The sequence below is a fragment of the Pseudomonas simiae genome, assembly GCF_000934565.1.
Classification (GTDB): Bacteria; Pseudomonadota; Gammaproteobacteria; order Pseudomonadales; family Pseudomonadaceae; genus Aquipseudomonas; species Aquipseudomonas simiae.
Genome location: NZ_CP010896.1, coordinates 5,692,563 through 5,713,869 on the forward strand (window position 1 = coordinate 5,692,563; position 21,307 = coordinate 5,713,869).

Genomic DNA, 21,307 nt, shown 5'->3' on the forward strand with positions numbered 1-21,307 from the left:
CAGCCCGAGACAGACAAACGCGCAGGCAATCGAACATTGAGGTTTTTCATGCGCATCTCCACGCTCGCCCCTGCCGCCCTTCTCTTCAGCCTGTTCGCCCTGCCGGTAAACGCCGCCGACCTGAGCGCATTGAGTGGTGCCCTGAGCGCCCAACTGGGTGGCGGCAACGCTGGCGATTGCCAGAAACAAGCAGCCGATCTGCAAGCCAAGATCAATGCAGCTGAAGCCCAGAAGGACACCATGAAGGTGAAGGCCTTCAAAGCCGCGCAAGACCAGATCAACAAAGGTTGCAACAAACTTTCTGAAGCCCAGGCAAAAGCCGACGCGAAGCAGCAAACTCAAGAGGCGAAGGCCGATAAACCAGACGCCGTGAAGGCCCTGGGCGGTCTGTTCAAGTAAATAGAAATACCCAGTAAAAAGCCCCGCAGCGTCGGGGCTTTTTTGTGGCCGATCGGATCATTTAGGCTGGGCACCCTTTCCGAGCAAGGATGCTCATGATGCCTTTACTGCTAGCGCTTTTACTCAGCATTTTACCCTTCAGGGGGTGGGCCGAAGAGTGTCCCGACACAGCCCGGGCACAGGTCAACACACTGACCGAACAGATACGCCTCTGGGACGACAGCTACCACCGCCTCAACCAATCCCCCGTCAGCGACGAACTCTATGACCAGGCGCGCCAACGTCTGACCCACTGGCGCCGGTGCTTCCCTGAGTCCCCCCCGAAACCCGACAACCCCCTGGCGAGCTCACGCGGCACCCTACGCCACCCCATTGCCCATACGGGCCTTGAGAAACTGCTGGATGAACAGGCAGTCGGCGCCTGGCTGAGCACACGCCAGGATGTCTGGATTCAACCCAAGGTGGACGGTGTGGCGGTGACCCTGGTGTATCGACAAGGTCGCCTGCGCCAAGTCATCAGCCGGGGCGATGGCCTGATGGGCCACGACTGGTCGGCGTCCGCGCGCAGGATCCCCGGCATTGTCCAGCAGTTGCCGGAGCCCATCGACCTGGTGCTGCAAGGCGAACTCTATTGGCACCTCGACGACCACGTGCAATCGGCAAACGGAGGGCTCAATGCCCGCAGCAAGGTGGCCGGGCTGATGAACCGCCTCGAATTGAGCGACGCCGACGCCGCCGGCATCGGTCTGTTCGTATGGGCATGGCCCGAGGGTCCGGGGTCGTTTACCGAGCGTTTGGCCGCATTGGCACGCTGGGGTTTTACCGACAGCCGACGCTACAGTCAGCCCATTCGGGATATCGCCGAAGCCACGCACTGGCGCGCGTATTGGTACAACCATCCACTGCCATTCGCCAGCGATGGGGTGGTGTTGCACCAGGCACAGCGCCCGCCCGCCAGACGATGGAAGGCCAGCGAACCTTATTGGGCGGTCGCCTGGAAGTATCCGGCGGCCAAAGCCCTGGCGCTGGTGCGCAACGTACGATTCAAGATCGGTCGCACCGGACGCATCACACCCATGCTTGAGCTGGAACCGGTGCAGTTGGATGACCGCCAGATCAGTCGTGTGAGCGCCGGGTCATTGAAGCGTTGGCAAACGCTGGATATCCGCCCTGGCGACCAGGTCTCCATCAGCCTTGCGGGCCAGGTGATCCCCCGACTGGACGAGGTCATCCTGCGAAATGCTCATAGGGCCGACTTGGCGGCACCTGACCCTCGGGACTTTCATGCCTTGAGTTGCTGGCAACTGGACCCAGGCTGCGAAGAGCAACTGCTGGCGCGCCTCACCTGGTTGAGCGGCAATCAGGGCCTGGCGTTACCGCACATAGGTCGCGAGACTTGGAACGTATTGATCCAGGCCGGTCTAATCGCAAGCTTTCTCGATTGGTTAACCCTGGATGTGGCAGAGCTTGCTAACATTGAGGGCTTCGGTGATAGCAGCCGTACGCGAGTGCTCGAAAGCCTCAACAGCGCACGACAGCGGTCCTTTGCACAATGGCTCAAAGCCTTGGGCGTACCACCCGCGGCACGCAACAACCTGGAAGGCGACTGGCAGACGCTGGTCGCCAGAGACACCCAGGCCTGGCTGGCCATCGATGGCATCGGCCCGGGCCGCGCGGCGCAACTGAGCGCCTTTTTCCGCGACCCGCAAGTACAGGCCTTGGCAGACACATTACGCGTGGCCGGCATCGATGGGTTTTGAACCCGAGCCGACCATCAGATTGCGACCTTGGAGTCCCACATGAAATTTCTAGCCCCCTTTGCCCTGTTGACCGTCGCAAGCTTCATGGCCACCCCCCTGCTGGCCGCCGAAGAAGCCCCGCAGCTCACCGGTTGCGCCGCCAAGCGCCAAGCCATCAGCACCCAGATCGAACAGGCCAAGGCGCACGGCAACAGCGCCCAGCAAGCCGGTCTGGAAAAAGCCTTGAGCGAAGTCACCGCCAACTGCACCGAGGCGTCCTTGAAGAAGGAACGGGAAAACAAGGTGCTTGATGCCAAGCATGAAGTCAGCCGCCGTCAGGCCGACCTCGACAAGGCCATGAAAAAAGGTGACGCGGACAAGATCAACAAACGTAAGGACAAACTCGCCGAGTCCCGCAAAGAACTGCAGGACGCGGTGGAAGAGCTCGACCAGTAAAACCGGTCAGTGGTCTCGGAACTGCTTATGGCATGCGCTGCAGGCATCTTCGACTTTCTGCACTGCCGGCCCCAGGTTGCTCGCTTTGTATGGCTGAACCTGGCTGGCGATCACCAATTCACCGGTGGCCGCTTCAAGGTCGCGGGCCAGTTGCTGGAACTGCGCCTGCTTTTGCCAGACATCATCCTTGGCACTGGTGTGATCTTCTTCGCGCACGCTCGGAAAATGCTTCCAAGGCTCATGGGACAACGCGTCCAGCCTGACTGCGCCTTCGGCAAATTTAGCGCCGTCGAATGGGATCCGCCCGCGCAACATGCCGCCCAGGTCTTCGCCGGTTTTGAGCATCTGCTTGAAGATCGCCTTGCGCTGGCCCAGCGGCGAATTCGGATCCACGCCGCCACAGGCGGACAGTGTCAGGCAGGCCAGCAATACAACGGTCAGTTTTTTAAAAGTCATGGTGGCTTCGAGGTCACGGGAAACGGCGGCCAGTATCCTCGCCCCGCCCGTAAAGACCAATAGCCCTATTAATAATAAGGGTTGCCAAACAGCGCTGTGGCGCGGGCAATCGCTTCAGGAATTGTTTGTATGAATGTCACGTTGAAACCCTGGGGCCGCCGCCTGGCGTGGGCCCTGCCGATGATCGCGCTGCTGGCTGGCTGCGACGCGGGCAAAGAAACAGCCAAAGACGAAACGTCGAAACCCCACGCTGTCGCCACCTATGTGAGTGCGCCATGGGAAGCCTTGCCGGCAGTGTCCGACAGCGACCTGCTGGCGGGTTTTGAGTCCTGGCGCAGCGCCTGCCAGCGCCTCAAGGCCGACCCGGTGTGGGGCGCGACCTGTGCGGCAGCCGCGACGGTGCCGAGCAATGCCGTGGCGGTGCGCGGGTTTCTCAAGGAACGCCTGGATGTGTTCGGCCTACGCTCGGCTGACAACACCCCGAACGGCTTGATCACCGGCTACTACGAACCGGTCTACCCCGGAAGCCTGACCAAGACCGCCAAAGCCAACGTGCCGGTATACGGCGTGCCGGACGACCTGATTATCGTCAACCTGGAAAGTATCTACCCCGAACTCAAGGGCAAGCGCCTGCGCGGTCGCCTGGAAGGTCGCGTGCTCAAGCCTTACGACGATGCCAGCGTCATCAACGGCCAGGGCTCAACAGCCAAACCAATCGCCTGGCTGACTGACCCGATGGACCTGCAATTCCTGCAAATCCAGGGCTCTGGCCGCATCCAACTGGCCGGAGGGCGCCAACTGCGCATCGGTTATGGCGACCAGAACGGCTACCCCTATCGCCCGATCGGCCGTTGGCTGGTGGAACAAGGCGAGTTGAAGAAAGAAGACGTCACCATGGGTACCATCAGCGCCTGGGCCAAGTCGCACCCGCAGCGTATCCCGGAACTGCTGGCGAGCAATCCCAGCTATGTGTTCTTCAGCGCGCGCCCCGACAGCAACGAAGGCCCGCGCGGCTCCTTGAACGTGCCGCTGACCGCCGGCTACAGCGTGGCGGTGGATCGCAAGGTGATTCCTTTGGGCAGCCTGCTGTGGCTGTCGACTACCAAGCCAGACGGTTCACCGATCATACGGCCCGTCGCCGCACAGGACACCGGTGGTGCGATCACGGGTGAAGTGCGTGCGGATTTGTTCTGGGGTACCGGTGATACGGCCGGCGAACTGGCGGGGAACATGAAGCAGCAGGGGCAGATCTGGATGTTGTGGCCCAAGGGCGCAGCATTGCCGCACGTGCCGGATGCACCTGTCGGGAGCTGAAAGCGCTCTGCCAAACTCGGTTTATTGTGGTGAGCGGGCTTGCCCCGCTCGCCACAATAGCCCGCGCCATAGGGGCTCCGCTCGACCTTTAGATCGATACGAAGAAGAAACTCGCAATCAACGCCATCCCCACGAACCACACCAGCGACCGCAGCATCGCCCAGTCCGCCAGGTAGCAGATGATGTACAGCAGGCGGCTGGTGATAAACAGTACGGCCAGCACATTGATGGTCACCAATTCGGCCGTACCGGCCAGGTGCGCAATGATCACTGCGGCCGCGAAGGCCGGTGTGACTTCAAAACTGTTGAGCTGGGCACTGTGGGCACGCTTGGCAAACCCTTCAAGGGTGTCCAGGAACGCGCGGGGGTCGTGGTTCTGCCGTGGACCGAACTTGCCACCGCTGAACTTGGCCACACCCGTGCACAGGTAAGGTAGAAAAATTGCGATCAACACACACCAGAAAGCCACCGTCATCACACATTCCTTTTGTAGTTTTAAACAGCGATTAGAGTTTTAGCACTAAAAATACCAAACCGCACTCACCGCTATGAGCCCTGGCTCGCCCAAAGGTTCTATGGCGTTTTAGCCAATGCCTTGCAACATCGCGCCACAGGTGCGGTCCATCCACCCAATAACGCACTGCCACCCAACTCCAAGGACCCCGGATGCTTGAACTTGTCGCCGCCTTTATCTGCCTCACCACCCTGCTCACCTATGTGAACTTCCGCTTTATCGGCCTGCCGCCCACTATCGGTGTGATGGTCACAGCTTTGGTGTTTTCGCTGATCCTGCAAGGGTTGAGCGTTCTCGGCTACCCTGGCCTGGAAGAGCGCATCCAGCAGTTGATCGGCCAGATCGACTTCGGCGACCTGCTGATGAACTGGATGCTGTCGTTCCTGCTGTTCGCCGGCGCCTTGCACGTAAACCTTAACGACCTGCGCAGCTATCGCTGGCCCATCGGCCTGCTGGCAACCTTTGGCGTACTGATCGCGACGGTGGTGATCGGTAGCCTGGCGTACTACATCTTTGCCCTGTTCGGCTGGCACGTGAGCTTCCTTTACTGCCTGCTGTTCGGCGCGCTGATTTCACCTACCGATCCGATTGCCGTGCTGGGTGTATTGCGTACGGCCAATGCTTCGAAACCACTGAAAACCACCATCGTGGGTGAATCACTTTTCAACGACGGTACCGCAGTCGTGGTCTTCACCGTACTGCTGGGCATCGCACAACTGGGCGAAACCCCCACGGTCGGCGCCACCGCCATGCTATTCGCCCATGAAGCCATCGGCGGCGTGGCGTTCGGCGGCCTGATCGGCTACCTGGTCTACCTGATGATCAAGAGCATCGAGCAGCACCAGATCGAAGTGATGCTGACCCTCGCCCTGGTGATCGGCGGCTCGGCGATGGCCACCGAACTGCACGTCTCGGCACCGATTGCGATGGTGGTAGCCGGCCTGATCATCGGCAACCTGGGCCGCAAGCTGGCGATGAACGACATGACCCGTCGCTACCTCGACGGTTTCTGGGAGTTGCTCGATGACATGCTCAACGCCCTACTGTTCGCCCTGATCGGCATGGAACTGCTGTTGTTGCCGTTCAATTGGCTGCACGTGTTCGCCGCCAGCTTGCTGGCCGTGGCGATCCTGCTGTCGCGCCTGTTGACGGTGGCCCCGGCGATCCTGCTGCTACGGCGCTGGCGCACGGTGCCACGCGGCACCATCCGCATCCTCACTTGGGGCGGCTTACGCGGTGGTGTGTCGGTAGCGTTGGCTCTGGCACTGCCGCTGGGCCCGGAGCGTGACCTGCTGCTGAGCATCACCTACATCGTGGTGCTCTCGTCGATCCTGTTGCAGGGGTTGAGCATCGGCAAACTGGTCAAGCGCGTGACCCGGGACGAGCCCCAGGCTGCGCCGGACACTCACTGATCCTTGCTGATCTGCTGCGGATGCCTCGGGTCCGCAGCTTTCTTGTCCGGCAGGCTGCCTTCGCTGCGAATTTGCGCATGACTGATCAACGCAAAGATAAAGCTGCCGCCAATGATATTGCCTGCCAAGGTCGGGCCGGCGAACACCAGCCAGAAGTCCTTCCATGCCAGCTCGCCGGCAAACACCAGGTACGACACTTCCGCCGAACCCACCACGATATGCGTGAAATCCCCCAGGGCCATCAGGTAAGTGATCAAGATGATGATAAACATCTTGGCGCTTTCCATCGACGGGATCATCCACACCATGGTCGCAATCATCCAGCCGGAGATGATGCCCTTGGCGAACATCTGGCCAGCATCGTTCTCCATGATCTTGCGACCGATTTCGAGGAAGGCCAGGTCGGTCTTGGTATCGAAGATCGGCAGGTGCAACATCACATAGGCTACCAGCAGGGTGCCGCACAGGTTGCCGACCAGCACCACCGTCCATAGCCGCAACAGTCGCCCCGCGTTGCCCAGCGTGGGTTTGCTCATCACCGGCAACACGGCGGTCAGGGTATTTTCAGTGAACAATTGCTGGCGCGCGAGGATCACCGCCAGGAAGCCTGCGCAGTAACCGAAGCTGGCGATCACCTTGAAGGCTTCGCCCTCCGGCAGACGGGAGTTGAGCAACCCCATCGCCATCAGCGACAACCCCATGGTCAGCCCGGCAGCCAATGCGGACCACCACAACGCGGCGACACTGCGCTCCAGCTCCTGGTCACCCTGGGTGCGGATGATTTCATGCAACACCGCCGCACGGGGCGGCTGGTTTTTGTCCACGTCGTGCTGCTCTTCCTGCGACAGGTTGGGGGTTTTGCCTGCTTCGTCGGTGGTCATGATCATCCAGAGTCCAAGGGGTGCCTGTAGCTACGACACGCCGCCGCAATGGCTGTTCAGTGGCCAGGCAACTAAACCTGCACACGCCAGGCCTTGGCCTGCTCCACGGTGGTGGCACTGGACATCCGGTCCCAGGGTTTGTTGCGCGCCTTGTAGCGGTCGCTGATGGTATCGAGCACTCGGTTGAATTCAGTGGGCGTGGAAGACCACGCCAAATCCTGGGCCGCACGGTGTAACAGCTCTACATTGGCGTCGGGCTGGCCCGGCCGAAACAGCGAAGGGTAGATCACCTCCCGCGTGAAGCTTTCAGCTTTCATCGCAATATCACGCGCGCTCATCTCAGCGACAGCGCTGCCAATGACCTTGGACATCGGCAAGGCGCCCGACGCGATCTGCTTGGCTGCCACTTGCAACAACTGCTGGAAATTGCGCTGACTGGCGACATTGAGACGCCGCCCCAACCAATCGATTTGCTCGGGACGCCGGGCCAGAGCGTCGAGGTTACGCAGGGCCGATAAGATTTTCGGCGTGAACACCAGCGCGCCCTTCGCCTGGTTGGCTTCGATAATCGCGCCATCCAGGGCGTGCAACGCCTGTTGGGCGTTCTTGCGAAACGTCAGCACATCCGCGGCGGCGGGATCTTTTTGCAGCGCTGGTTGCACACTGGCGAGCATTGCATCGTCCATGGCCAACACGGCGTCATCCAGCGATTGGAACGAGTGGCGCTCAAGCGCGGTGCTGCGACGCTCCAGATGCGCGCCTACCGCCTGGCGCGCCTTCGCCTGCAGATGTTGCTTATGCTCATCCTGCATTGTGAAGTTGACCGTGCCCGTTAGCAGGCCTCGAAAATCACCTTTTTCCGTCTTCAGGGGCAATGTCACGATCTGCTCGGCGAACGCCTCAAGCTTTTTGTCCTGAAAGGCTCCCGCAGCCGAATGCGGAACACCGGTGATGCGGTCTGCCAAGCTGCTGAAAAAACTGCCACTGCGCGTTCGCGCATCAGCCGCGTCGGACTCGAACTTGACGATCAAGGACTCAGACTTGGTCAGGGGACTCTCGGGAAATGCCCGATCCACCACACCTGGCGCCGGTGTATTGAGCAGCATGCCGCCGTCCTTGAACGCGGTGGTTTCAGTTGAGGTTTGGAAACCATGCCCTCGCTCCTCCGGGCTTTTGAACACCAGCGGCAACGAGCCGGAAATATGCGCCGCCCGGGCGATATCCATCTGCGGGGTCAGGCTGGCATTGAACACCACCAACTGCGGACGGCCAGCAAACATGCCGGTGCCGGTAATGTTGAGCTGCTTGATCGCAGGAATATGCCGGCTCAACACGTCAAGATCGCCAAACGTAGGGGCGGCACCGGCACTCAATTTGTCAGCAATGCGCATGACTTCGCCCGGCCGGGTTTCCCGAGGGGTTTGCGCGATATGCTCCAGAATCGACTGGCGCGACTCGTTGCGGATCACTTCTTCAAGGGGTAATGCCTCGGTCTGCAGGCGCGGCAGCAAGGTCATTAGCAACTGAGAAATATTGCCGGCAGCGCCGGGAAAGCGACCGACCAGTTTGCCCAGTGTCGAACTGGCATCCTGCATCCAGGCCGTCACGGCGTCCTTGCTGTTCAGCAGGCTGGGCAAATCGATGCTGTCCGACAACCTGTCGAACGCTTGCGCCCCCATACCACTGGCAATCAGTGCCGCTGAAATCGCACCGGCAGATGAACCGGAGATCGATTGGATACCTTGCAGCTTCTGAGCATCCTCAAGTGCCCGCACCACCCCCGAGAAAGCAATGCCCTTGGCGCCACCCCCACTGAGTACAAGGCTGGTAACGGCGGGTGCCGATAAAAATACGTCTACCCGGCCCTGGTGATCACGCAGAAGCGTCACATTGCGCGCACCAACCCCCTCCACCAGAGGCGTCTCCACCGTTTGATGGGTCGGGGAGAAGGCCTCTTTATTCAATGAGGGTTGGAGTGTGGCGATTGCATTAAACACTTTCATGCACGGGCTCTCTCTACGGGATGTGGCCCTGAGTGATGAGAGCGCCTGCGAAAGATCCGCACGGAATGATTTGGTAAAGCAAATCACCCCACTGCGGGGTTACTCGGGAAGGCTATCGTCCTTGAACTGATCCTTCACGTACCGGATCTCGGTGCGACCGTGGGGTGCCGGCAAACCGTCTTCACCCAGGTTGACGAACACCATTTTCTCTACTGTGAGGATGCTTTTACGGGTGATCTTATTGCGCACTTCGCAGGTCAACGTGATAGAGGTGCGACCGAACTCGGTGGCGGTGATGCCCAGCTCGATGATGTCGCCCTGGCGCGAGGCGCTGACAAAGTTGATTTCGGAGATGTACTTGGTCACCACGCGCTGGTTGCCCAGTTGCACAATGGCGTAGATCGCCGCTTCTTCGTCGATCCAGCGCAGCAGACTGCCGCCGAACAGGGTGCCGTTGGGGTTGAGGTCTTCAGGTTTTACCCATTTGCGGGTGTGGAAGTTCATGGTCACTCCAAAGCGTCTTGCCGAATGATGGGCAACATCATGGCAGAGCGTGGGCCCAAGCTCTATGTGCCATTGCCTATCAACCCCATCAGCGATCTTCATATGGCCGACGGAAAGGCTTGGGAAGTCTGGCGCACAAGGCTATAATCGGCGCCGTTTCAAAACGGTCATCTCTGGTTGATACCGTTCTCCCGCCACCTGTCCGAGGGGCGCTGCAGCAGGTTCAACCTGTCAGGCTCGGATGGGGCGTTGTCCGGCCTGGTCCACCTGGCCTGATACTAAACGCACAACGGCGCCCATTCGCACACTACGAATGGAGGCTCTTCATGAGCGCAGTAAACACGCCTGCAGATTTCAACGACTACAAAGTCGCCGACATGTCCCTCGCCGCCTGGGGCCGTCGCGAAACATTCATCGCCGAATCCGAAATGCCTGCCCTGATGGGTCTGCGTCGCAAGTACGCCGCTGAGCAGCCGCTCAAAGGCGCCAAGATCCTCGGTTGTATCCACATGACCATTCAGACTGCCGTGCTGATCGAAACCCTGGTTGCCCTGGGTGCCGAAGTACGCTGGTCGTCCTGCAACATTTTCTCGACTCAAGACCAGGCCGCTGCCGCTATCGCTGCTGCCGGTATCGCCGTGTTCGCCTGGAAAGGCGAAACCGAAGAAGAGTACGAGTGGTGCCTGGAGCAAACCATCCTCAAAGATGGCAAGCCATGGGACGCCAACATGATCCTCGACGACGGCGGCGACCTGACCGAGCTGCTGCACAAGAAGTACCCGCAGATCCTCGACCGCGTCCACGGTGTGACCGAAGAAACCACCACTGGCGTGCACCGCCTGCTGGACATGCTGGCCAAGGGCGAGCTGAAAATCCCGGCCATCAACGTCAACGACTCGGTGACCAAGAGCAAGAACGACAACAAGTACGGCTGCCGTCACAGCCTCAACGACGCCATCAAGCGCGGCACCGACCACCTGCTGTCGGGCAAGCAAGCCCTGGTGATCGGCTACGGTGACGTGGGCAAGGGTTCGTCCCAGTCCCTGCGTCAGGAAGGCATGATCGTCAAGGTCTCCGAAGTGGACCCGATCTGCGCCATGCAAGCCTGCATGGACGGTTTCGAAGTGGTTTCGCCGTTCATCAACGGCCAGAACGACGGCACCGAAGCCAGCATCGACAAGGCCCTGCTGGGCAAGATCGACCTGATCGTGACCACTACCGGCAACGTGAATGTTTGCGACGCGAACATGCTCAAAGCCCTGAAGAAGCGCGCCGTTGTCTGCAACATCGGTCACTTCGACAACGAAATCGACACCGCTTTCATGCGCAAGAACTGGGCATGGGAAGAAGTGAAGCCACAGGTGCACAAGGTTCACCGCACCGGCGCTGGTGATTTCGACCCACAGAACGACGACTACCTGATCCTGCTGGCCGAAGGCCGCCTGGTTAACCTGGGCAACGCCACCGGCCACCCAAGCCGCATCATGGACGGCTCGTTCGCCAACCAGGTACTGGCGCAGATCTTCCTGTTCGGCCAGAAGTACGCCGACCTGTCGCCTGCGCAGAAAGCCGAGCGCCTGACCGTGGAAGTACTGCCGAAGAAACTCGACGAAGAAGTGGCCCTGGAAATGGTCCGCGGCTTCGGCGGCGTGGTGACTCAACTGACCAAGACCCAGGCCGACTACATCGGCGTGACGGTTGAAGGTCCGTTCAAGCCGCACGCTTACCGCTACTAAGTAACCGGCTCTCTCCCTATCGGAGCGGGCTTGTGTGAGAGCGGGCTTGCTCGCGAATACGGAGTGTCAGTCGGAGCAATCATGACTGACCCACTGCATTCGCGAGCAAGCCCGCTCCCACATTGACGGTGTAAGCCTTCCAGTTTTGAGTTTCCAAGGATACGACCATGTCCCAAGACCGTCGCTACAGCTTCGAGTTCTTCCCGACCAAGACCGATGCTGGGCATGAAAAACTGATGGCGACTGCCACGCAGTTGGCCAGCTACAACCCCGACTTCTTCTCCTGCACCTACGGCGCCGGCGGCTCGACCCGTGACCGCACGATCAACACCGTGTTGCAACTGGAAAGCCAAGTCAAAGTTCCCGCCGCTCCGCACTTGTCGTGCGTGGGCGACAGCAAGGACGACCTGCGCGGCCTGCTGACCCAATACAAGGCCGCCGGCATCAAGCGCATCGTCGCCCTGCGCGGTGACCTGCCCTCCGGCATGGGCATGGCCAGCGGTGAGCTGCGCTACGCCAATGACCTCGTGAGCTTCATCCGTGAAGAAACCGGCGATCACTTCCATATCGAAGTGGCGGCCTACCCGGAGATGCACCCCCAGGCCCGCAACTTCGAAGACGATCTGCAAAACTTCGTGCGCAAGGCCAACGCCGGCGCTGACAGCGCGATCACCCAGTACTTCTTCAACGCCGACAGCTACTTCTATTTTGTCGAGCGTGTACGGGCCATGGGTGTGAACATCCCGATCGTGCCAGGCATCATGCCGATCACCAACTACAGCAAGCTGGCACGCTTCTCCGACGCCTGCGGTGCCGAGATCCCACGCTGGGTGCGTAAACAACTGGAAGCCTATGGCGACGACGTCAAGAGCATCCAGGCGTTCGGCGAACAGGTCATCAGCACTATGTGTGAAGATTTGTTGCAAGGTGGCGCGCCAGGGTTGCACTTCTATACCCTGAACCAGGCTGAACCCAGCCTTGCCATCTGGAACAACCTCAAGCTGCCACGCTGAAGTTTGTCCGGCTGTGCCAAGGCCCTCGTCACTACGAGGGCCTTCGTCGTTTTACATGCCCACGGAACCTAGCAGTCCATGAATACAGTGCCCACGACTTCCCGCCCACAACTGGTCTACCTGGTCTTCGGCTCCGAGACCTACCACCAGGAAGCGGTGTTCAGCATCGCCAGTGCGCTGGCCTTCCTGCAGGACACCCCGGAAGCCGCCGTGGACATCCAGGTATTCAGCGACAACCCGGAGCCCTATCGCCTTTTGCCAGTGCGCGTACGCCCGCTGGACGAAGCCACCCGTAAACGCTGGAGCGAGCCCCACGGCTATCACTTCCGCACCAAGCATGTGGTATTGCGCCAAGTGCTGAAAGAATCGCCGGTGGCCATGCTGATCGACACCGACACTTTTTTCCATCACTCACCGATGGACCTGTTCGAGCGCGTGCAGCCTGGCACCCTGCTGTGCAACGCCTTCTACACCAAGTACGGCGACAACCACGAAAGCCTTCTCTACACCGCCCTGCGCCAGCGCCTGCTGGACATGGGCGTGGCCGACGATGACATGATGACCCTCAACTCCGGGGTCATGGGCCTGACGCAACAGGACGCGCATATCCTCGATCGCTCCATCGAGTTGATGGACGAATTGTTCCCCCATGCCCAGGGCGCCTACACCCTGGAAGAATTCTGCCTGTCGATCGCCGCCTATCGCACCGTCAACGTGCGCGAATGCCCGGACCTGATCCACCATTACTGGAGCCGCAAGCAGCTGTTTCGCGCCAAGGTCAAGGCGTGGATCGCCAAGCATGGGGCGGCCCCGACCAGCGCACTGGCACTGGCCGACACTCGCCAGGTCTCCTCACACCTGCCGCGCCCTCCCCGCCTGCAGCGCCTGTTGTACAAACTGATCACCCTGGTATTGCCCAAGCACCAGCAGCAGTTCATCCGCGAAATTCTCTATGGCTGCTACGAGCACGAGAATGAATTCGACCAGGCGTGTGGCCCGGTGTGGTGGGACAAGGCCCGACAGAACCAGGAAGAACGCCAGAAACGCCCGATCGATGCCCACCAGCTGGAACACTGGTTCGCCAACCCCGTGGTGCGCCTGATTCTCGGCAAGCGCCGCGTGGCGATCTATGAGCATTTGATGACGTCGCCGGCCAAATAGCGCCACCTAGCCCTGCCTGCGGATGCGCGTGCCAGAGCTTCTCTTTAGGGCGGGAGCATCGTAACCTCAGGCCATGCCCGTCATTCTCAAGTTGTTGACCGCTACCCTCTTTACTTGCCTGAGCCTGGCCGCTTATGGCGAGAAACTGCGCATTGTCACCGAGCCATGGGCGCCTTATGTGTACGACGACAATGGCACCATGCGCGGCCTGGACTACGAAACCACGGCGATCGTGTTCCAACGCCTGGGCGTCGAGGTGCAATGGCAGTTCCTGCCCTGGAAGCGCTGCCTGGCCATGCTCGACCAGGGCCAGGCCGACGGGGCACTGGACATTTTCCACAGCCATGAGCGCGACGCCTTGCTGCTGTATCCCAGCGAACCACTGTCGGATGTGGAGTTCGTGCTGTTCTACGCCAATGAGCGCCCACACCCCGTACAAGCTCTCGAAGACCTGCGCGGCCTTACGGTCGGCACGTCGCCGGGCTACCTGTACGGCGCCGACTTCAGCGATTCAGCGCTGTTCAACCACGAACCGGCTCCCAGCCATGAGGCCAACTTCGGCAAATTGATGCTCGGGCGCATTGACCTGGTGATCACGGACCGCAGGGTGGGCCAGCATGTGATCAAGGCATTGGGCCTGGAAGGCAAGGTCAGCCAGGCGCCGGCGGTGGTCAGCCGCCAGCAGCAGTTCCTTGCGGTGCGCCGTGGCGCGGGCATGGATCTGTTGGTACAACGCTTTGCCGCCGAGCTCAAACGCTTCAAACAAGAACCGGCATATAGCGCATTGAGCGCCAAATATGGTGGAATCCAAGCGATTACGGGCGCTGGACACACCGTTGAGCAGCAGGAAAGCAGCGCGCCGTGATTGCTCTGTTATACTCCGGCCTTTCCGCCAGGCTCACGCCCGGCCGCTGAGGTCTTGAAAAAGGCACCCAACCCCGCTACAGCGCAGCTTTCAGCCCGCGCGAGCCGGTGGAGTGCCCGCCAGACGCAGCAGGACCGGACGGGGTTGCGCTCCCCTAAGCGCCATTCACGCCCGGCAAGATTATCCCTTTGGGCCAAGCCCTAACTAAAACAGGATTACTCATGTCCTTTGCTTCCCTCGGTCTCTCCGAGGCTTTAGTCCGCGCCATCGAGGCAGCGGGCTATACCGAGCCTACTCCGGTGCAACAGCGGGCCATTCCCGCCGTGTTGCAAGGTCGCGACCTGATGGTTGCGGCTCAGACAGGTACTGGTAAAACCGGCGGCTTCGCCCTCCCGATTCTGGAGCGGTTGTTTCCCAATGGTCACCCGGACAAATCCCAGCGTCACGGCCCGCGCCAACCGCGTGTTCTGGTCCTGACCCCCACCCGCGAACTCGCCGCCCAGGTGCACGACAGCTTCAAGCTGTATGCCCGCGATTTGAAGTTCGTCAGCGCCTGTATCTTCGGCGGCGTCGGCATGAACCCACAGGTTCAGGCCATGTCCCGTGGTGTGGACGTGCTGGTCGCGTGCCCAGGTCGTTTGCTCGACCTGTGCGGCCAAGGCAGCGTCGACCTGTCCCACGTGGAAATCCTCGTGCTGGACGAAGCCGACCGCATGCTCGACATGGGCTTTGTCCATGACGTGAAAAAGGTGCTCGCCCGCCTGCCGGCCAAACGTCAGAACCTGCTGTTCTCGGCAACGTTCTCCCAGGACATCACTGCCCTGGCCGGCAAGCTGCTGCACAACCCGGAACGCATCGAAGTCACGCCGCCGAACACCACGGTCGAGCGTATCGAGCAACGCGTATTCCGCCTGGCCGCCAGCCACAAGCGTGCGCTGCTGGCCCACCTGATCACCGCCGGCGCGTGGGAACAGGTGCTGGTCTTCACTCGCACCAAGCACGGCGCCAACCGCCTGGCCGAGTACCTGGACAAGCACGGCCTCACCGCCGTCGCCATTCACGGCAACAAGAGCCAGAACGCGCGCACCAAGGCCCTGGCCGATTTCAAGGCCGGTTCCGTGCGCATCCTGGTTGCCACCGATATCGCCGCCCGCGGCCTGGATATCGACCAATTGCCACACGTGGTCAACTTCGAGCTGCCAAACGTCGATGAAGACTACGTGCACCGTATCGGCCGTACCGGCCGTGCCGGTCGTTCGGGTGAAGCCATCTCCCTGGTTGCACCGGACGAAGAAAAACTGCTGAAAAGCATCGAACGCATGACCAAGCAGAAAATCGCCGACGGCGACCTGATGGGCTTCGATGCCAGCGCCGTGGAGGCCGAGAAGCCTGAAGCGCGCGAGCGTCCGGACGTGCGCAACCCGCGCAACCCACGCGGTCCGAAGGGCGATGGCCCGAACGGCGGCGGGGGTGGCGGTGGCCGTCGCGACAAGGGCAAAGACAAGGGCAAGGAAAAATCTGCCAGCGGCCGTGGCGAACGCCCGGCCCGTGAGCAGAAGCCCCGCGAAGGCACTCCGGCCCGCGAACAGCGCCAGCCGAGCCAGCCGCCACGCGCTGCTGCCGACCGTGCTCCGGACGAGTTCCTGGACGACGATGTGGATAACTTCGGTAACCGCGTCGACTACGTGCCCCAGGCCAAGCCGGCCCAAGGCCGTGGCCGTCGCCCAGGCGCCCCGGCACAGGGCGCTGGCGCAGGTGCTCCCCGTGGCGGCCAGCCACAAGGTGGTCGTCAGAATGGTCCACGCAACAGCAGCGGCGGCACTACCGGTACGCCGCCAGCCAAGCGCAATGGCCCGCGTAACGGCGCGCCGCGTGATGGCCAGGCTCGCCGCGAAGACTCGCGCAGCAACAACCGCCGCCCGGCCCGTGACGACCAGCAACGTTCGTCCGAGCCAGCCGTGCAGAACCCTCGTGGTGGTCCGGCGCCAAAGATCATCCACAAGGAGTCGAAGGCTGATCGCTTCCCGACACCCGAGCAGTTGGATCAACTGCCAGGCCGTCCTCGTGGTGAAAAACCAGCGCTGCTGACGCGCAATCGCTGAGTTTCAAAGCGCCATAAAAAACGCCCCGCCTCTTTTCGAGACGGGGCTTTTTTTTGACTCAACACAAATCAGCGGTGGGAGCTGCCTTGCCTGCGATGCGGGCACCTCGGCGCGTCAGGCCCACCGAGTCGATGCAATCGCAGGCAAGCCAGCTCCGGCATTGATTGCATTCCTGGCATAAAAAAACCGGATCGCAGGATCCGGTTTTTTTGGGTAAAACAGAAATTACTTCTGCTTCACACCTTCCAGCGAGATGTCCAGGTCCACAGTCTGCGAGGACGGGCCTGGGCCTTTGATGCCGAAGTCGTTCAGGTTGACAGTGGTCTTGGCGTTGAAGCCGGCACGCTCGCCGCCCCACGGGTCTTTGCCCTCACCGTTGAAGGTGGCCTTGAAGGTCACAGGCTTGGTCACGCCGTGGAAGGTCAGGTCGCCGGTCACATCAGCGGTTTTGTCGCCGGTGGACTTGACTGCGGTGGAAGCGAACTTGGCGTCAGCGAACTTGGCAACGTCCAGGAAGTCTTTGCTGGCGATGTGCTTGTCACGCTCGGCGTGGTTGGACCACAAGCTGGCGGTTTTCACGTCGACTGCGATTTTGCTGGCTTCTGGCTTGGCGGCATCCCAGCTGAAGGTACCGTCCCAATCCTTGAAGGTACCGTGGATGAAGCTGTAGCCCAGGTGGCTGATTTTCCAGTCGATGAAGGCGTGCTGGCCTTCTTTGTCGATCTTGTAGTCAGCAGCCATCACCTGGCCTGCGGAGAGCAGAGCAGTACCGATTGCCAGAGCAGCGAGGGTATTTTTCAACATGCTTTCTATTCCTTGTGAGTCGAGGTTGAACATCAGGCTTTGCGCCCCAGCATTCTCGTAAGGGTCGCATCACGATCGATAAAGTGGTGTTTCAACGCAGCCACGCCGTGCAAGCCGGCGAAGACCACCAACACCCAGGCCAGGTACAGATGCACCAAGCCGGCGTTATCTGCTTGGTCCGGTAATCCGGAAACCACGGCAGGAATCTCAAACAGGCCAAACACCGGAATACCGACACCGTCTGCGGTGGAAATCAGGTAACCGGCGATCATCACGGCAAACAGCCCGAGATACAGGAACGCGTGGCCAAACGCAGCACCGATACGGGTCATGCGGCTGTAGCTGGCCAGCGGTGGCGGCGGTGGGCTGACCAGGCGCCAGACAATACGCACCAGCATGATGGCGAACAGCGTGATGCCAATGCTCTTGTGCAAGTCGGGCGCGTCTTTGCGCCAGGCACTGTAGTAGTCAAGACCGACCATCCACAGGCCCAGCGCGAACAACCCGAACACCACCAAGGCTACGCCCCAGTGCAAAACCATACTGACCCAACCATAGCGGGCCGACGAATTACGTAGCTGCATGTCCCAAATCCCGTAAGAGCTGTGCCCAAGACTAGCGATTTACCTATCGAATTAAAGCCGAAAATTTCGCTTTGAAATATCGAGAAATACGATCTTGAGATTATGCACAGTACGTTAACGATGGATTAAGGACTATTACTAAGAAACGTGACAGATCGTCCTACGTTTACTGCGAATTATCTCTAATAGGTTGTGACACAGCCGTCCATTGCATAGGCTTGCGCGATTGATTTACCTGCGCCGGCCGCAGGACCGCTTCGAGGAGATAACCGATGGGCTTGAACAACCAGTGGATGCAACGCGACCTCGCAGTGCTGTGGCATCCCTGCACCCAGATGAAAGACCACCAGCAACTGCCGCTGATCCCGATCAAGCGCGGTGAAGGCGTGTGGCTGGAAGACTTCGAAGGCAAGCGCTACCTCGATGCTGTCAGCTCCTGGTGGGTCAACGTATTTGGCCACGCCAACCCGCGCATCAACCAGCGCATCAAGGACCAGGTCGATCAGCTGGAACATGTGATCCTGGCCGGCTTCAGCCACCAGCCGGTGATCGAACTGTCCGAGCGCCTGGTGCAAATGACCCCCGAGGGCCTGACCCGCTGCTTCTACGCTGACAACGGCTCGTCCTGCATCGAAGTCGCGCTGAAGATGAGCTTCCACTATTGGCTCAACCGCGGCCTGCCGAACAAAAAACGCTTCGTCACCCTGACCAACAGCTACCACGGCGAAACCATCGCCGCGATGTCGGTGGGCGACGTGCCGCTGTTCACCGAAACCTATAAGGCGCTGCTGCTCGACACCATCAAAGTACCGAGCCCGGATTGCTACCTGCGCCCCGAGGGCATGAGCTGGGAAGAACACTCGCGCAATATGTTCCTGGTCATGGAACAGACCCTGGCGGACAACCACGACACCGTCGCCGCCGTGATCGTCGAACCGCTGATCCAGGGCGCCGGCGGCATGCGCATGTACCACCCGGTGTACCTCACGCTGCTGCGCGAAGCCTGCGACCGCTATGGCGTGCACCTGATCCACGATGAAATCGCCGTAGGTTTCGGCCGCACCGGCAGCATGTTCGCCTGTGAACAGGCCGGCATCCGTCCGGACTTCCTGTGCCTGTCCAAGGCCCTCACCGGCGGTTACCTGCCGCTGGCGGCCGTGGTCACCACCGATGACGTGTACGACGCGTTCTACGACGACTATCCGACCCTGCGCGCCTTCCTGCACTCCCACAGCTACACCGGCAACCCGCTGGCGTGCGCGGCGGCGCTGGCGACCTTGGATATTTTCGAAGAAGACAACGTCATCGAAAACAACAAGGCCCTGGCCCAGCGGATGGCCACCGCCACGGCGCACCTGGTGGACCACCCGCACGTGTCGGAAGTGCGTCAGACCGGTATGGTGCTGGCCATCGAGATGGTCCAGGACAAAGCCACCAAGACCGCCTACCCCTGGCAGGAGCGTCGTGGCCTGAAGGTGTTCGAGCACGCCTTGGAACGCGGTGCGCTGTTGCGGCCATTGGGCAGCGTGGTGTATTTCCTGCCGCCCTATGTGATCACGCCCGAGCAGATCGACTTCCTCGCCGAAGTGGCCAGCGAAGGCATCGACATTGCCACCCACAGCAACGTCAGCGTTGCAGTGCCGAAGGACTTCCACCCAGGCTTCCGCGATCCGGGTTGATCAACGAACCCCTACGTAAACCTCTTCAGAGAACAGAAATGAGATTGTCCCGCTTCTTCACTGACACCCCGCTGAGCCTCGGCGATCACGAATTGCCGGAAGCCCAGGCGCACTACATCAGCCGCGTATTGCGTATGGGCGAAGGCGATGCCGTGCAATTGTTCGACGGTTCCGGCCTGGAGTTCCGGGGCAGCCTGCTGGAGGTCGGCAAAAAGCGCGTCACCGTGCAGCTTACGGAAAGCTTCAGCGGCCAGACCGAATCGCCACTGCGCATTCACCTGGGCCAGGGCCTGTCCCGTGGCGAACGGATGGATTGGGCGATCCAGAAAGCCACCGAGTTGGGCGTCAGCGAAATCACCCCGATTTTCAGCGACCGCTGCGAAGTGCGCCTCAAGGACGAACGCGCCGACAAACGCCTGCAGCACTGGCGCCAGGTGGCAATCAGCGCATGTGAACAATGCGGGCGCTCCACGGTGCCGGTGATTCATCCGCCGCTGCTGTTGGCGGACTGGTTGAAACAGACCCAAGCGGACTTGAAGCTGGTGCTGCACCCCGTGGCCGAGCCGATGGTCAGCCATGCCAAGCCATCGAGCCTGGCTTTCCTGATCGGCCCTGAGGGTGGGCTGACCGACCTGGAAGTCGACACTGCGCAAGCCGCCGGCTACCACGCCGCCCGCCTCGGCCCGCGTGTATTGCGCACCGAAACGGCACCGGTGGTGGCGTTGGCCGTCGCCCAACAGTTGTGGGGCGACTTCTAGGGCTTACTCCACCGGATCACTGATGGGCTTGGCGATAATCGCCTTCAACTCACGGGTCATCGGGAATTCCAGGTTCAAGCCCTTGGGCGGAATGGGTGATTCGAACCAGCGCTGGTAAATCCCGTTGATCTCCCCACTGCGGTAAAGGTCGCCAAGTGTCTCGTTGACCACCGCAAGAAACTGCGGGTCGTCCTTGCGCAACATGCAGCTGTAGATTTCCCGCGATTGCTCCTCGCCCACCACCACCCAGTTATGCGGGTCCTTGGCCTTGGCCCGCTCGCCATAGAGCAACGCGTCATCCATGTAAAAGGCCGCAGCGCGACCGGTCTCCAGCATCTTGAACGCCTCGCCGTGATCCTTGGCGCTGATCACGAACATGTTGGTCTTGTACTCGGCGTTGTAGCTTTTGAGGAAGCGCTCGTTGGTGGTGCCGGCGGTGGTCACCACGTTCTTGCCTGCCAGGTCGGGAAAGCCTTTGATACCGCTGTCCTTGGCCGTGAGCAATTGCCCCTTCACGTAGATAAACCCGTAGGAAAACGCCACCTGCTTCTGCCGCTCGGCGGTTACGCCGGTGGAACCGCATTCCAGGTCGACGGTACCGTTCTGCACCAAGGGGATGCGGGTCTGGGACGTCACCAGGTTGTATTTCACATTAAGCGTGGCCACGCCGGTTTTCTGCTGGATGCGCTCGACAATCTTGCTCGCCAGCTCCACCGAATAGCCCATGGGCTTGCCACTGTTATCCCCCACGTAGGAAAACGGCACCGACGCATCGCGATAGCCCAAGGTAATGGACTTGGCGCTGGCGATCTTGCCCAGCGTGCCGTCCAGCGGTGCTTGATTCGCATGGGCCTGTGCGCCCAGCAAGAGTCCCAGGGTGCAGCCGGTCAACAGGATCTTTTTCATTGTTATTCTCCGTTGGTCTTT

20 protein-coding genes and 1 riboswitch are annotated in these 21,307 nt (G+C 60.6%); of the genes, 12 read left to right on the top strand and 8 right to left on the bottom strand.

From position 1 onward, the window contains the following. Positions 1–48 precede the first annotated feature (48 nt). The 3 genes from PF1751_RS25915 (at position 49) to PF1751_RS25925 (ending at position 2,594) form a co-directional block, all read left to right on the top strand. Positions 49–399, top strand: a complete 351-nt coding sequence (locus tag PF1751_RS25915) for a hypothetical protein (protein ID WP_021492694.1) — start codon at positions 49–51, stop codon at positions 397–399. Positions 400–494: 95 nt separating this feature from the next. Then, a complete protein-coding gene (gene ligB, locus PF1751_RS25920; protein WP_031291100.1) occupies positions 495–2,159 on the top strand; it encodes an NAD-dependent DNA ligase LigB in 1,665 nt (554 codons plus the stop codon). A gap of 39 nt (positions 2,160–2,198) precedes the next feature. Then, the gene (locus PF1751_RS25925; RefSeq protein ID WP_010207163.1) at positions 2,199–2,594 is read left to right on the top strand and encodes a DUF1090 domain-containing protein; all 396 of its coding nucleotides are present in this window, start codon (positions 2,199–2,201) and stop codon (positions 2,592–2,594) included. A 6-nt stretch (positions 2,595–2,600) separates the two neighbouring features. On the opposite strand, the gene PF1751_RS25930 is transcribed toward PF1751_RS25925, so the two are convergent. Then, the gene (locus PF1751_RS25930; protein WP_042571433.1) at positions 2,601–3,050 is read right to left on the bottom strand and encodes a c-type cytochrome; all 450 of its coding nucleotides are present in this window, start codon (positions 3,048–3,050) and stop codon (positions 2,601–2,603) included. Positions 3,051–3,179: 129 nt separating this feature from the next. Between PF1751_RS25930 and mltA the strand changes: the two genes are divergently transcribed. Further along, entirely contained in the window at positions 3,180–4,364 is a 1,185-nt protein-coding gene (mltA, locus tag PF1751_RS25935) for a murein transglycosylase A (protein ID WP_044288005.1), read from the top strand. An 88-nt stretch (positions 4,365–4,452) separates the two neighbouring features. On the opposite strand, the gene PF1751_RS25940 is transcribed toward mltA, so the two are convergent. Continuing rightward, positions 4,453–4,839: an MAPEG family protein gene (locus PF1751_RS25940; protein WP_010207167.1), complete on the bottom strand. Its 387-nt coding sequence runs from the start codon at positions 4,837–4,839 to the stop codon at positions 4,453–4,455. 191 nt (positions 4,840–5,030) lie between these two features. Between PF1751_RS25940 and PF1751_RS25945 the strand changes: the two genes are divergently transcribed. After that, positions 5,031–6,290: a cation:proton antiporter gene (locus PF1751_RS25945; RefSeq protein ID WP_042571432.1), complete on the top strand. Its 1,260-nt coding sequence runs from the start codon at positions 5,031–5,033 to the stop codon at positions 6,288–6,290. Here the strand turns inward: PF1751_RS25945 and PF1751_RS25950 are convergent. From PF1751_RS25950 to PF1751_RS25960, 3 genes are all read right to left on the bottom strand, one after another. Then, on the bottom strand, positions 6,284–7,171 hold the full coding sequence (locus PF1751_RS25950; RefSeq protein WP_010207170.1) for a formate/nitrite transporter family protein: 888 nt from the start codon (positions 7,169–7,171) through the stop codon (positions 6,284–6,286). The genes PF1751_RS25945 and PF1751_RS25950 overlap by 7 nt on opposite strands. A gap of 71 nt (positions 7,172–7,242) precedes the next feature. Then, positions 7,243–9,174, bottom strand: coding sequence for a patatin-like phospholipase family protein (locus PF1751_RS25955; protein ID WP_044288006.1), 1,932 nt, complete (start codon positions 9,172–9,174; stop codon positions 7,243–7,245). A 99-nt stretch (positions 9,175–9,273) separates the two neighbouring features. After that, positions 9,274–9,678 carry an acyl-CoA thioesterase gene (locus tag PF1751_RS25960; RefSeq protein WP_010207175.1) on the bottom strand — a complete coding sequence of 135 codons (405 nt, stop codon included), beginning with the start codon at positions 9,676–9,678 and terminating at the stop codon, positions 9,274–9,276. A 198-nt stretch (positions 9,679–9,876) separates the two neighbouring features. Further along, positions 9,877–9,983: riboswitch (S-adenosyl-L-homocysteine riboswitch) on the top strand. Positions 9,984–10,004: 21 nt separating this feature from the next. Here PF1751_RS25960 and ahcY point away from each other — a divergent pair. The 5 genes from ahcY (at position 10,005) to PF1751_RS25985 (ending at position 16,555) form a co-directional block, all read left to right on the top strand. Next, positions 10,005–11,414, top strand: coding sequence for an adenosylhomocysteinase (ahcY, locus tag PF1751_RS25965; RefSeq protein ID WP_010207176.1), 1,410 nt, complete (start codon positions 10,005–10,007; stop codon positions 11,412–11,414). A gap of 167 nt (positions 11,415–11,581) precedes the next feature. After that, positions 11,582–12,427, top strand: coding sequence for a methylenetetrahydrofolate reductase [NAD(P)H] (metF, locus tag PF1751_RS25970; RefSeq protein WP_010207177.1), 846 nt, complete (start codon positions 11,582–11,584; stop codon positions 12,425–12,427). A 78-nt stretch (positions 12,428–12,505) separates the two neighbouring features. Then, on the top strand, positions 12,506–13,588 hold the full coding sequence (locus PF1751_RS25975) for a hypothetical protein (protein ID WP_044288007.1): 1,083 nt from the start codon (positions 12,506–12,508) through the stop codon (positions 13,586–13,588). 73 nt (positions 13,589–13,661) lie between these two features. Next, on the top strand, positions 13,662–14,453 hold the full coding sequence (locus tag PF1751_RS25980) for a substrate-binding periplasmic protein (protein WP_021492688.1): 792 nt from the start codon (positions 13,662–13,664) through the stop codon (positions 14,451–14,453). A gap of 221 nt (positions 14,454–14,674) precedes the next feature. Next, entirely contained in the window at positions 14,675–16,555 is a 1,881-nt protein-coding gene (locus PF1751_RS25985) for an RNA helicase RhlE2 (protein ID WP_010207180.1), read from the top strand. Positions 16,556–16,780: 225 nt separating this feature from the next. Here PF1751_RS25985 and PF1751_RS25990 read toward each other — a convergent pair whose 3' ends face one another. After that, positions 16,781–17,359 (bottom strand): YceI family protein, encoded by a 579-nt coding sequence (locus tag PF1751_RS25990; protein ID WP_044288008.1) that lies wholly within the window; start codon positions 17,357–17,359, stop codon positions 16,781–16,783. 32 nt (positions 17,360–17,391) lie between these two features. Next, positions 17,392–17,943, bottom strand: coding sequence for a cytochrome b (locus PF1751_RS25995; protein WP_010207182.1), 552 nt, complete (start codon positions 17,941–17,943; stop codon positions 17,392–17,394). Positions 17,944–18,215: 272 nt separating this feature from the next. Here PF1751_RS25995 and PF1751_RS26000 point away from each other — a divergent pair, with 272 nt between their 5' ends. Both PF1751_RS26000 and PF1751_RS26005 read left to right on the top strand, forming a co-directional pair. Beyond that, positions 18,216–19,622, top strand: coding sequence for an adenosylmethionine--8-amino-7-oxononanoate transaminase (locus tag PF1751_RS26000; protein ID WP_044288009.1), 1,407 nt, complete (start codon positions 18,216–18,218; stop codon positions 19,620–19,622). Positions 19,623–19,660: 38 nt separating this feature from the next. Next, complete coding sequence (locus PF1751_RS26005) at positions 19,661–20,380, top strand: 16S rRNA (uracil(1498)-N(3))-methyltransferase (RefSeq protein ID WP_021492685.1); 720 nt, start codon at positions 19,661–19,663, stop codon at positions 20,378–20,380. Between the two features lie 3 nt (positions 20,381–20,383). Here PF1751_RS26005 and PF1751_RS26010 read toward each other — a convergent pair whose 3' ends face one another. Beyond that, a complete protein-coding gene (locus tag PF1751_RS26010) occupies positions 20,384–21,286 on the bottom strand; it encodes a transporter substrate-binding domain-containing protein (protein ID WP_044288011.1) in 903 nt (300 codons plus the stop codon). Positions 21,287–21,307: the final 21 nt, after the last annotated feature.

Coding starts and splice junctions, on each gene's coding strand:
- metF (WP_010207177.1), top strand. CDS start 11,582: ATGTCCCAAGACCGTCGCTACAGCTTCGAGTTCTTCCCGACCAAGACC.
- PF1751_RS26000 (WP_044288009.1), top strand. CDS start 18,216: ATGGGCTTGAACAACCAGTGGATGCAACGCGACCTCGCAGTGCTGTGG.
- PF1751_RS25950 (WP_010207170.1), bottom strand. CDS start 7,171: ATGACCACCGACGAAGCAGGCAAAACCCCCAACCTGTCGCAGGAAGAG.
- PF1751_RS25945 (WP_042571432.1), top strand. CDS start 5,031: ATGCTTGAACTTGTCGCCGCCTTTATCTGCCTCACCACCCTGCTCACC.
- ahcY (WP_010207176.1), top strand. CDS start 10,005: ATGAGCGCAGTAAACACGCCTGCAGATTTCAACGACTACAAAGTCGCC.
- PF1751_RS25995 (WP_010207182.1), bottom strand. CDS start 17,943: ATGCAGCTACGTAATTCGTCGGCCCGCTATGGTTGGGTCAGTATGGTT.
- PF1751_RS25960 (WP_010207175.1), bottom strand. CDS start 9,678: ATGAACTTCCACACCCGCAAATGGGTAAAACCTGAAGACCTCAACCCC.
- PF1751_RS25975 (WP_044288007.1), top strand. CDS start 12,506: ATGAATACAGTGCCCACGACTTCCCGCCCACAACTGGTCTACCTGGTC.
- PF1751_RS25930 (WP_042571433.1), bottom strand. CDS start 3,050: ATGACTTTTAAAAAACTGACCGTTGTATTGCTGGCCTGCCTGACACTG.
- ligB (WP_031291100.1), top strand. CDS start 495: ATGATGCCTTTACTGCTAGCGCTTTTACTCAGCATTTTACCCTTCAGG.
- PF1751_RS25985 (WP_010207180.1), top strand. CDS start 14,675: ATGTCCTTTGCTTCCCTCGGTCTCTCCGAGGCTTTAGTCCGCGCCATC.
- PF1751_RS26010 (WP_044288011.1), bottom strand. CDS start 21,286: ATGAAAAAGATCCTGTTGACCGGCTGCACCCTGGGACTCTTGCTGGGC.
- PF1751_RS25980 (WP_021492688.1), top strand. CDS start 13,662: ATGCCCGTCATTCTCAAGTTGTTGACCGCTACCCTCTTTACTTGCCTG.
- PF1751_RS25955 (WP_044288006.1), bottom strand. CDS start 9,174: ATGAAAGTGTTTAATGCAATCGCCACACTCCAACCCTCATTGAATAAA.
- PF1751_RS25925 (WP_010207163.1), top strand. CDS start 2,199: ATGAAATTTCTAGCCCCCTTTGCCCTGTTGACCGTCGCAAGCTTCATG.
- PF1751_RS25915 (WP_021492694.1), top strand. CDS start 49: ATGCGCATCTCCACGCTCGCCCCTGCCGCCCTTCTCTTCAGCCTGTTC.
- PF1751_RS25990 (WP_044288008.1), bottom strand. CDS start 17,359: ATGTTGAAAAATACCCTCGCTGCTCTGGCAATCGGTACTGCTCTGCTC.
- PF1751_RS25940 (WP_010207167.1), bottom strand. CDS start 4,839: ATGACGGTGGCTTTCTGGTGTGTGTTGATCGCAATTTTTCTACCTTAC.
- PF1751_RS26005 (WP_021492685.1), top strand. CDS start 19,661: ATGAGATTGTCCCGCTTCTTCACTGACACCCCGCTGAGCCTCGGCGAT.
- mltA (WP_044288005.1), top strand. CDS start 3,180: ATGAATGTCACGTTGAAACCCTGGGGCCGCCGCCTGGCGTGGGCCCTG.